The sequence below is a fragment of the Pseudomonas sp. P106(2024) genome (assembly GCF_057480815.1).
This window is the reverse complement of record NZ_JBLIYU010000005.1, coordinates 276768-287381: the sequence shown is the minus strand read 5'-3', so window position 1 is coordinate 287381 and position 10614 is coordinate 276768. Positions and strand designations below refer to the sequence as shown.

Below are 10614 nucleotides of genomic sequence, written 5' to 3'. Positions count from 1 at the left end.
CACCGTCGTGGGCGCGGGCCATGCCCGCGCCCACGGGACCTCAGCGGATTCTGGAAGAACGGTTTTATGGAAAAGACGAAGTTTCGCAAGATCACCCTTGGGCTCGCCGCGGTCCTGGTCGCCGGCATCGCGCTGTACGCGGTGCAGGCCCCGGCCAAGCCGCCGCAGTACATCACCGCCACGGTCGAACGTGGCGACATCGAGAATGCGGTGTTGGCCACCGGCACCCTGGAGGGCATCCGCCAGGTGGACGTTGGCGCCCAGGTTTCCGGGCAGCTCAAGTCGCTGAAGGTCAAGCTCGGTGACAAGGTCAGCGAGGGCCAGTGGCTGGCCGAGATCGACCCGCTGGTGCCGCAGAACACCCTGCGCCAGGCCGAGGTCGACGAGGAGAAGCTGCAGGCCGAGCGCCGCTCGGTGCAGGCCAAGCTCAAGCAGGCCAGGCGGGTCTACGAGCGGTACGAGGAGCTGCAGGACGACGAGTCGATTTCGCGCCAGGATTTCGAGAGCGCCGAGTCCGAGTTCGAGGTGCAGCAGGCCAACCTGCGCTCGCTGGACGCGCAGATCAAGAGCGCCCGGGTACAGATCGACACCGCCAGGGTCAACCTCGGCTACACCCGCATCGTCGCGCCGATCAATGGCCATGTGGTGGGCATCGTCACCCAGGAAGGCCAGACGGTGATCTCCAACCAGTTGGCGCCGGTGATCCTCAAACTGGCCGATCTCGACACCATGACCATCAAGGCCCAGGTGTCAGAGGCCGACGTGATCCATATCAGCCCCGGCCAGCAGGTGTACTTCACCATCCTCGGCGATGACCAGCGCTATTACGCAAAGCTGCGCGGCACGGAGCCCGCGCCGCAGAACTACCTGGAGAGCAGCGACAAGAACAGCGGCGCGGCCAAGCAGGCCAGCGCGGTGTTCTACAACGCACTGTTCGAGGTGCCCAACCCCGAGCACCGCCTGCGCATCTCGATGACCGCCCAGGTGCGCATCGTCCTCGACACCGCCCAGGGCGTGCTCACCGTGCCGGTGGCGGCACTGGGGCCGCGCGACGCCGACGGCAGCTTCCCGGTACGGGTGATCGATGGCAAGGGCTTCGCCCAGGTGCGCAAGGTCCAGGCAGGGATCAACAACAACGTCAAGGTGCAGGTCAAGGACGGCCTGGCCGAAGGCGACCGGGTGGTGATCGGCGAGCCGGTGTCGGGCGAGGCGGGGGCGTGAGCATGAACATGACCGTCGAGCTGTCACCGCACCTGGCGCGGCCCGCTGGCCAAGAGCAGCCGCTTTTGCGCCTGCAAGGGGTCAGCCGCAGCTTCATGGCCGGCGACCGTGAGTTCCTGGCGCTCAAGGGCATCGACCTGCAGATCCATGCTGGCGAACTTGTGGCGATCATCGGCGCCTCGGGCTCGGGCAAGTCGACCCTGATGAACATCCTCGGCTGCCTGGACCATGCCAGCGCCGGCAGCTACCAGGTCAGCGGCCAGGAAACCCGCGACCTGGACGACGACGCCCTGGCGGCGCTGCGGCGCGACCATTTCGGTTTCATCTTCCAGCGTTACCACCTGTTGCCGCACCTGGATGCCCTGCGCAACGTCGAGATCCCGGCGGTGTATGCCGGCGTGTCCCAGGCCGGGCGCCATGCCCGCGCCCGCGAACTGCTCGGCCGGCTGGGCCTGGCCAGCCATCTGGCGCACCGCCCGAGCCAGCTGTCCGGCGGCCAACAGCAGCGGGTGAGCATCTGTCGGGCGCTGATGAATGGCGGCGAGGTGATCCTCGCCGACGAACCCACCGGCGCCCTCGACACCGCCAGCGGCAAGGAGGTGATGAACATCCTGCTGGAACTGCACGCTGCCGGGCACACGGTAATCCTGGTGACCCACGATCCCAAGGTCGCCGCCCACGCCGAGCGGATCATCGAGGTCAGCGACGGGCAGATCGTCAGCGACCGCCGCACCCGGCCCGAGGCACCGGCGCCGACCGCCGCGGCCGCGCCGGCTGTCGAGCAGGCGCGGCCGCGGCTGGTGGCCAGCCTGGGTTTGTTCCGCGAGGCGTTCAAGATGGCCTGGATCGCCCTGGTCTCGCACCGCATGCGCACCTTGCTGACCATGCTCGGGATCATCATCGGCATCACCTCGGTGGTGTCGATCTCGGCCATCGGCGAAGGCGCCAAGGGCTACGTGCTCAAGGACATCCAGGCGATCGGCAGCAACACCATCGACATCTATTCGGGCACCAGTTTCGGCGACAGCCGGGCCAAGGCCATCGAGACCTTGATGCCAGCGGATGTGACGGCGCTCAACGCGCTCTACTACGTCGACAGCGCCACGCCGGTGATCGGCCAGAGCTCGCTGGTGCGCTACCGCAACATCGACGTCGATGTACAGCTCAACGGCGTCAGCGAGCAGTACTTCCAGGTGCGCAACATTCCGCTGGCCTCGGGGATCGTGTTCAGCGCCGACGACGCCCGGCGCCAGGCGCAGGTGGTGGTGATCGACCACAACACGCGCAAGCGCCTGTTCGGCGACGGCGTCAACCCGCTGGGGCAGGTTATCCTGGTCGGCAAGCTGCCGTGCACGGTGATCGGCGTGACCGCCGAGAACAAGAACCTGTTCGTCGCCGGCAACACGCTCAACGTGTGGATGCCCTACGAGACCGCCGCCGGGCGGGTGCTCGGCCAGCGCCACCTGGACAGCATCAGTGTGCGGATCAAGGACGGCATGCCGAGCAAGCGGGTGGAGGAGGAGGTCAACAAGCTGATGCTGCAGCGCCATGGCACCAAGGACTTCTTCACCAACAACCTCGACAGCATCATGCAGACCGTGCAGAAGACCAGCCGCTCGCTGACCTTGCTGCTGTCGCTGATCGCAGTGATTTCACTGGTGGTCGGGGGGATCGGGGTGATGAACATCATGCTGGTATCGGTCACCGAGCGGACCCGGGAGATCGGCATTCGCATGGCGGTGGGGGCGCGGCAGTCCGATATCCGCCAGCAGTTCCTGGTGGAGGCGGTGATGGTCTGCCTGATCGGAGGGGTGATCGGGATCGGGTTGTCCTATGGGATCGGTTATCTGTTCGCGTTGTTCGTCAAGCAGTGGGAAATGGTGTTTTCGCTGGGATCGATCGTCACGGCGTTCGTGTGTTCGACGCTGATCGGAATCGTGTTCGGCTTCGTGCCGGCGAGGAATGCGGCGCGGTTGGACCCGATCGAGGCGTTGGCGCGGGATTAGACGGTGTTGCGCCTGCCGGCGCGGCACAATGGTTCATCATGTCGCATATGGCATTCGTGCGTTTCTCGTGCACACTGTGTAGGGCCATGCTGTCAGTGGCGTAATCCATGTTACGAGGAGCGCAATGAGCGGACATTGTCTGGGCCTGTCTGTGTTGTTGTCGTTCGCCTTGGCGGTGGCGCCCAAGCTTGCCGTTGCCGCTGACGCCTGCCAGCACCTGACCGCCACCGGCAATCCGGACTATCCACCCTACCTGTGGCGTGATCCGCATGACCCCGGGCGGCTGATCGGCGCCAACGCCGACCTGCTCAAGCAGGTGGCCAAGGAACTGGGGCTGGTGGTGGACGTGGTGTATGTCGGGCCGTGGTCCAGAGCCCAGGAAGAGGTGAATACCGGGCGTGTCGACATGCTCGCGGGGTATTTTCGCACCCAGGCGCGGGAGCAACTGGTGGACTTCGTCAGCCCGCCGTTCCTGTTCAACTCCAGCGTGGTCTGGGTACGCAAGGGCGAGGGCTTCGCCTACAGCGACTGGTCCGACCTCAAGGGGCGGCGTGGCGGAACACTGGTCAACAACAGCCACGGCCAGGCCTTTGACGACTATGCGCGGGCGCAGCTCGTGCTCGAGGCCGTGCCCAGCGTCACCCAGGCCTTCCAGAAACTGCTGCTCAAACGCAGCGACTATGTGATCTTCGAACACTACCCAGGCCTGGCCCTGGCCCGCATGCTGGGCAAGGAACAGGCGCTTGAAGTGCTCGACCCACCGGTCTCCAGCGAGGGGTTGTACCTGGCACTGTCGCACAAATCGGGCTGCAACAAGCCGGCGCTGCGCGAGCAGCTGGCGCGCAAGATGAAGGCGCTGGTCGGCGGGCCATTGCCCGAGCAACTGGTGGCCGAGAACCTGCAGCGCTGGCAGCGTCAGCAGACGGGCCAATAACGCATCCGCCTGCCTGTCGCAAGAAGGTCGCCGCGTTGATCGAGCGAGCGCTGGGCTAGCCTTTGCACCTGGCCACGACCACCTGGCAGGTGTGCGGGGTGCCGCCCGACCTGCCGGCGTAGCGCACGCAGCTGTCCAGTGACTTCTTGCTGGCCATGGCCAGGGTGGGGCCGAAGGCCAGGCCGCCTTCGCCGCTGCTGGGCAGAGCCTTGGCGTAGCAGTTTGCGCCTTGGGCCGCGTAGCGGGTGGTGGCGTGTTTGCTTGAACAGCCGGCAGTCAGACACAGCGCGAAGACAAGCAGGGTGAGCAACGCTGCCTGGTTGGGTGGGATGGCCATTGCGAGCTCCTGAGGCAGCAAGTTTGCAGGGGGGCGGCCTGTTGAGATTAGCTGGAGTCGCTTCGTTTGGCTTGGGTTTCGTCGTGACGCGATGAGGCCCGAAACGACAAGTGGCAATATGCCTTCAATTGCTGGGCAATGCGCTCTAGCCCAGTCCCTGCGGCGCCTCCTGCCGTTCATTGGATCCATTGAGCTTCGCGAAAACCCCGTGCGTTTCGCCAAAGCTTGAGTACAATCATCGGCTTTTTCCGGGCCGTCCCCGGCCTGTTCCTGGAAGTGCTAATGCTGATCGGTAGTTACTCATCCTCGCTGGTGTTGATCTCGCTGTGCGTGGCCATCCTTGCCTCTTATACGGCCCTGGACCTCACCGGGCGCATCGCCACGGCCAAGGGGCGCGCGGTGTACCTGTGGATGGGCGGCGGGGCGTTTGCCATGGGCATCGGTATCTGGTCGATGCACTTCATCGGCATGCTGGCGTTCAGCCTGCCGATCGAGCTGGGTTATGACACCACGCTTACGGTCCTGTCGCTGCTGATCGCGGTGGCCTCCTCAGGCTTTGCGCTATGGCTGGTGAGCCAGCCGCGACTGCCGTGGCTGCAGTTGGTGTTCGGTGCCTTGATCATGGGCACCGGCATCGCCTGCATGCACTACATGGGCATGGCCGCGCTGCGCATGCAGCCGGGCATCGACTACGACCCGACGCTGTTCGGCGTGTCGCTGGCCATCGCGGTGGGGGCGTCGGCGGCGGCGCTGTGGATCGCCTTCCGCCTGCGTCAGCACACCCCCTATGTGCGTCAGATCCGCGGTGTCGCGGCGGTGGTGATGGGTATCGCCATCGTCGGCATGCACTACACCGGCATGGCCGCGGCCAGCTTCCCGGCGGGCAGCTTCTGCGGCGCGCTGACCACGGGCCTGGCCGGCGACGGCCTGGACTACCTGGTGCTGATCACCACCCTGGCGGTGCTGGCGGTTGCCCTGTTGACCTCGGTGCTGGACGCCCGCCTGGAGGCGCGCACGGCGGAACTGGCCCGCTCGCTGACCCTGGCCAACCAGGAGTTGACCCAGCTGGCCCTGCACGACACCCTGACCGGCCTGCCCAACCGCACGCTGCTGGCCGACCGTATCGACCAGGCCATGGGCCGGGTGGCGGAACAGGGCGGCTGCTTCGCCCTGATGTTCATCGACCTGGACGGCTTCAAGCCGGTCAACGATGCCTTCGGCCACCATGTTGGCGACCTGTTGCTCAAGGCCGTGGCGGCACGCCTGCGCGGCCATCTGCACAGCCAGGACACCCTGGCGCGGATCGGCGGCGACGAGTTCGTGCTGCTGGTGGAGCTGGACGAGCCGGACGACGCCATGAACGTCGCGGTCAAGCAGGTCAACCTGATGGCCAGACCGTTCCGCGTGGCCGAACACGACCTGCAGCTGTCGGCGAGCCTGGGCATCGTGCTGTACCCGGGCAACGGCCTGGACCAGCATGAGCTGCTGCGCAATGCCGACGCAGCCATGTACCACGCCAAGAGCGCCGGCAAGAACGGCTACAGTTTCTTCGACGCCTCGATGAACAGCAACGCCCGCCAGCAACTGCAACTGCTGCAGGACCTGCGCACGGCCCTGGAGCACAACCAGTTCCGCCTGCATTACCAGCCCAAGTTCGACGCCGTGCAGCGCCAGCCCATCGGCGCCGAGGCCCTGCTGCGCTGGGAGCATCCACAACATGGCCTGATACTGCCGGACCGCTTCATCGGCCTGGCCGAGAAGACCGGCCTGATCATTCCGATCGGCGAGTGGGTGCTGGGCGAAGCGTGCCGGCAGATGCGCCAGTGGCTGGACGAGGGCAACGAAGACTGGCGCATCGCGGTCAACCTGTCGGCCATTCAGTTCTGCCATGCCGGGCTGGTCGACAGCGTGGCCCAGGCCCTGAGCGAGAACGGCCTGCCGGCCAACCGCCTGACCCTGGAAATCACCGAAACCACCGCCATGCGCGATGCCGACGCCAGCCTGCATGTGCTGCAGCGTCTGTCGGACATGGGCGTGGACCTGTCCATCGACGATTTTGGCACCGGGTATTCCAGCCTGATGTACCTCAAGCGTCTACCAGCCAACGAGCTGAAGATCGACCGCGGCTTCGTGCGCGATCTGGAACAGGACAGCGACGATGCGGCGATTGTCTCGGCCATCGTCGCCCTGGGCCAGGCGCTGGGCTTGCGGATTGTCGCCGAAGGGGTGGAAACCGACCGCCAGCAGGACTTCCTCACCCGCCTGGGCTGCGATTCGCTGCAGGGCTACCTGCTTGGCCAGCCGGTGCCGCCCGAGCAGTTCATGAAAGGGTTGCAGACGTTGAAGGCGCGCCAGGAACAGGCAATCTAGACGGCGCTGCGCATGGGGCTGGCCAGCAGGTCGAAGATTTCCATCTCGGCTTCCACAGCCTCGATGATCCGCTCGACATCGGCGGCGGGCATGATGGTGGCGCAGGGGATGCCGGCGATTGCCAGCAGGGTCTCGCCAGTGACCCGGTCGAACAGCCGGGCGACCATGCTGCGCGGGGCATCCATGCTGGCCTCGAAGCCCAGCGGATGGAAATGCCAACGCATCACCTGGCAGGCGTTGGGGAACGTCATCTTGTTCATGCCAGCCTCCTTGTTCGTGTCCTGAACGCGGTGATTTCGTAGCGGTAACACTGTGGCCTTCCTGGCAGTCGGGACTCTAACCATAGCACCTGCCATGGCAGTAATCGCCAGAAAATAAGGCAGATGTACTAATACATGACGGCGGTCACAGTCCTGTCACGATGAACGGTGGGTGTCTATCCGCCGGGGCAAACGTTTTCCCCGTGGGCGGGCGGCTGGCAGCGAGCGTTGCTCTGCTATGTTTATCGGCAGCGATTTTTCGGACCAACGGTGTCGGCCGGGCAGACAGGGAGACAGTCATGCGTTTTTCCACGCTTACCCAACGTATTGCCGGCCATGCAGTCGCCGCCTGGGACATTCATTACCAGGCCCTGGAGCAACGCCGCCTGGGGCGCGAAATCTTTCTGCTATCGGTGGGCGACCCGGACTTCGATACCCCGGGCCCGGTGGTCGAGGCCGCTGTGGCCAGCTTGCGGCGCGGCGATACCCATTACAGCGATGTGCGTGGCAGTCTCGCCTTGCGTGAGGCTGTGGTGCGCCACAGCCAGTTATCTTTGGATCCCGCGCAGGTCGTGGTGACCGCCGGAGCCCAGTGCGGCCTGTTCGCGACCTTTCAGTGCCTGTTCGAGCCCGGCGACGAGGTGATCGTCGCCGAGCCCATGTACGTGACCTATCACGGCGTGTTCGATGCCTGCGGTGCACGGGTCGTACAGGTCGCGGTGCGGCCGGAGCAGGGGTTTCGCCTGGATCCTGCCGCGGTGGCCAGGGTGATCACTCCGCGCACCCGGGGCCTGCTGCTCAACAGTCCGCACAATCCGACGGGCGCGATGATCGACCAGGCCGACCTGGAGCGCCTGGCGCAGTTATGTCGGGAGCATGATCTGTGGCTGGTCTGCGACGATGTCTACCAGTCGCTGCTGTACGAAGGTGAGGCGCCCAGTCCGTTGAGCCTGCCAGGCATGGCCGAGCGCTGCGTGTCGATCGGCAGCCTGTCCAAGTCCCATGCGATGAGTGGCTGGCGGGTCGGCTGGGTGATCGGCCCGCCGCTGTTCGCCCAGCACCTCGGCACACTGGTGATGAGCATGCTGTTCGGCCTGCCGGAGTTCGTCATGCATGCGGCTTGCGTGGCACTGGACCAGGCTGGGGTAGACGTACGGCGGATGCGTGAGGTCTACCGACAGCGGCGTGACCGGGTCTGCGCGGCGCTGGGGGGCTGCCCGGGCATTCATGTCCATCGGCCGGTCGGCGGCATGTTCGTGATGCTTGATATTCGCGGCAGCGGGCTCGGCGCCCAGGCGTTCGCCCAGCGCCTGCTGGACGAGGAGGGCGTGGCCCTGCTGCCGGGGGATGGGTTCGGGCCGAGCGCGGCGGGACATCTGCGCCTGGGGCTGGTGCTGGAGGCCGCGGTGCTAGAGCAGGTGTGTCGGCGCATCGCCGCCTGCGCGCTGCGGTTGCTAGCCGAGCAACCCGGCGGCGATGTTGATGGTAAAACCGAGGATCGCCGTGTTGAACACGAAACCTACCAGTGAGTGCGCCAGCACCACCCGGCGCATGGCCCGGCCGGCGACGCCGATGTCCGAGGTCTGCACGGCGACGTTGATGGTGAACGAGAAGTAGTGGAAGTCCCAGTAGTCCGGGTTACGCTCGCCGTCGGCAAAACGCAGGGGCGGTTCATGGCGGTCGCCGGTATAGAACAGCCGGGCGTAGTGCAGGCTGAAGATGCAGCCGATCAGCAGCCATGAACCGGCCACGGTCAGGCCGGTGTACAGGTAGTGCAGGGCCAGGGCGCCGCCCTCCAGGCCGCGGCTGGATACCAACTGCTGGGTGACGGCGGCCAGGCTGGCGATGGCCGAGACGCAGACGGTGATCAACACCAGACCGGCGTTTTCATCCTCGATGCGGGCGACCTTGCGCACCCGCTCGGCATTGGCCCGCAGGCTCAGCCACAGGACCATGGCCAGGTACAGCCAGACGCCAAGGTTCCAGCCGGCAAGGATGTGCTGCACGGTGTCGCCGGCGGGGATCAGCCAGCCGCCGAGCAGGCCGGCCAGGGTGGCGATACTGAGACGGGGGTGGGTGCGGGTGAGGTGGTGGAAGGTCATGCGGTCCCTTGGTGGATGAGCGTGGGTGAACTGTAGACCAGATGCGGCCCTGGCGCGGGGCAAGCCTGCTCCACCTCGTTCAGCCCGGCATGCCGTCCACCCGCGGCCGTAGCAGGATCGGCAGGTAGTGCCGGAGGAACAGCAGCAACGCGGCGCTGCCGAACAGCACCGATACCCCCAGCCCCAGCGGCGTGAACGGCGTCACCACGACCCGGGCCAGCGCCGCCAGCTGGATCAGCGCGAACGCCCAGCCAATGCTGCGCGGTACCGCCAGCGGCCGCCCGGTATGCCCCAGGCTGACCCGGGCCATCATCGCCACGATCAGTCCGGTCATGGCGCCGACCGTCAAGGCGTGGGCGGCCAGGCTCGGATTGATCGCCACCCCGGCATGCCACAGCGCCAGGCCCAGGCAGGCCGGGATCAGCCAGGCGTAGGCCAGGTGCAGCGACCACAGCAGCGGCACCCGCCACAGGCCACGGTCATGCCAAAGCACCAGGCGCACGCCGTGCAGCACCGCCAGGGTGGCGAACAGCAAGGCCATTGGCGGCTGCGGCGCATCGTTGAAGCCGAGCACGTAAGTGAGCGGCAGCGCCACGCTGCCCAGCAGGCAGGCGCGGTCCAGCCAGGGGCGGGCCGGTGCAGGGCTCATGTTGCCCAGGCCGCGACGGGTGAAGAACGGGATCACCCGCCCGCCAATCACGCTCATCATCGCCGCCACCAGCCAAAGCCCGGCCAGCACGCCGCGCCGTTGCCACAGCTCGTTGTCCTGCAGTCCGCCGGCCAAGGTCAGCCACTGGCAGGCGGCGATCAGCAGCACCAGTGCGACGATGGGATAGTTGTTGCGCAGCCGCCGCTGCACGATCGGTCGCGCCAGCGCCAGCGCCACCAGCGGCAGGAAGGTACCCTCGATCAAGACCAGCAGCCAGGCCGGCAAGGGCAGGAACCAACTGATCCGACCCAGCAGCCAGAGCAGGAACAGCCCCTGCAGCGGCCGGCCGCTCAGGCCCGGGATACCGCTCCAGTTCTGCACGGCGGTGAGCAGAAAGCCGGCGACAATGGCCACCGCGAAGCCGAACAGCATTTCATGGCGATGCCAGGCCAGCATGCCACCCGCCGGGTTGAGCTGGAGCGCGCCGGCCAGCTCGCCGGCCCACAGCAGCAGGGCGAGCAGGGCGAACAGGCTGCCACCGAGGAAGAACGGGCGAAAACCCAGGGCCCAAAGGGCCTGACGTGGGCGAGCGGTGATCGGCTGGACGAGCATGGCGGGGACCTTGGTTCGATCGGAGCGGTTGAATGGGGTACCATCACGAACCATGCCAGCGTTCAAAGGCCTTGAATATCAAGGTGATGGCACTGCTTAAGGTCATTATGACTCTTTTTGTTT

General features: G+C 66.1%; 9 protein-coding genes. 5 read left to right on the top strand and 4 right to left on the bottom strand.

The window, feature by feature from the left end; translation table 11 throughout:
- The first annotated feature begins 66 nt into the window (after window positions 1-66).
- The 3 genes from macA (at window position 67) to AC25M7_RS11745 (ending at window position 4161) form a co-directional block, all read left to right on the top strand.
- Complete coding sequence (gene macA / locus AC25M7_RS11755; protein ID WP_486971081.1) at window positions 67-1221, top strand: macrolide transporter subunit MacA; 1155 nt, start codon at window positions 67-69, stop codon at window positions 1219-1221.
- Window positions 1222-1223: 2 nt separating this feature from the next.
- Window positions 1224-3227 (top strand): MacB family efflux pump subunit, encoded by a 2004-nt coding sequence (locus AC25M7_RS11750; protein ID WP_486971080.1) that lies wholly within the window; start codon window positions 1224-1226, stop codon window positions 3225-3227.
- Window positions 3228-3351: 124 nt separating this feature from the next.
- A complete protein-coding gene (locus tag AC25M7_RS11745) occupies window positions 3352-4161 on the top strand; it encodes a substrate-binding periplasmic protein (protein WP_028691505.1) in 810 nt (269 codons plus the stop codon).
- Window positions 4162-4216: 55 nt separating this feature from the next.
- Here the strand turns inward: AC25M7_RS11745 and AC25M7_RS11740 are convergent, their stop codons facing one another.
- Window positions 4217-4498 (bottom strand): hypothetical protein, encoded by a 282-nt coding sequence (locus AC25M7_RS11740; RefSeq protein ID WP_062574197.1) that lies wholly within the window; start codon window positions 4496-4498, stop codon window positions 4217-4219.
- 282 nt (window positions 4499-4780) lie between these two features.
- Here AC25M7_RS11740 and AC25M7_RS11735 point away from each other — a divergent pair, with 282 nt between their 5' ends.
- The gene (locus AC25M7_RS11735) at window positions 4781-6868 is read left to right on the top strand and encodes a putative bifunctional diguanylate cyclase/phosphodiesterase (RefSeq protein WP_213883285.1); all 2088 of its coding nucleotides are present in this window, start codon (window positions 4781-4783) and stop codon (window positions 6866-6868) included.
- Here the strand turns inward: AC25M7_RS11735 and AC25M7_RS11730 are convergent.
- Window positions 6865-7128, bottom strand: a complete 264-nt coding sequence (locus AC25M7_RS11730; RefSeq protein ID WP_028691502.1) for a DUF1652 domain-containing protein — start codon at window positions 7126-7128, stop codon at window positions 6865-6867. The two genes, AC25M7_RS11735 and AC25M7_RS11730, sit on opposite strands and share 4 nt — an antisense overlap.
- Window positions 7129-7427: 299 nt before the next feature.
- On the opposite strand from AC25M7_RS11730, the gene AC25M7_RS11725 reads away from it, so the two are divergent.
- On the top strand, window positions 7428-8657 hold the full coding sequence (locus AC25M7_RS11725; RefSeq protein ID WP_486971079.1) for a pyridoxal phosphate-dependent aminotransferase: 1230 nt from the start codon (window positions 7428-7430) through the stop codon (window positions 8655-8657).
- Here the strand turns inward: AC25M7_RS11725 and AC25M7_RS11720 are convergent.
- Together AC25M7_RS11720 and AC25M7_RS11715 are read right to left on the bottom strand one after the other, a co-directional pair.
- Window positions 8583-9230, bottom strand: coding sequence for a DUF1345 domain-containing protein (locus AC25M7_RS11720; protein WP_280060920.1), 648 nt, complete (start codon window positions 9228-9230; stop codon window positions 8583-8585). The genes AC25M7_RS11725 and AC25M7_RS11720 overlap by 75 nt on opposite strands.
- A gap of 79 nt (window positions 9231-9309) precedes the next feature.
- A complete protein-coding gene (locus AC25M7_RS11715; RefSeq protein ID WP_069016643.1) occupies window positions 9310-10491 on the bottom strand; it encodes an NnrS family protein in 1182 nt (393 codons plus the stop codon).
- Window positions 10492-10614 lie beyond the last annotated feature (123 nt).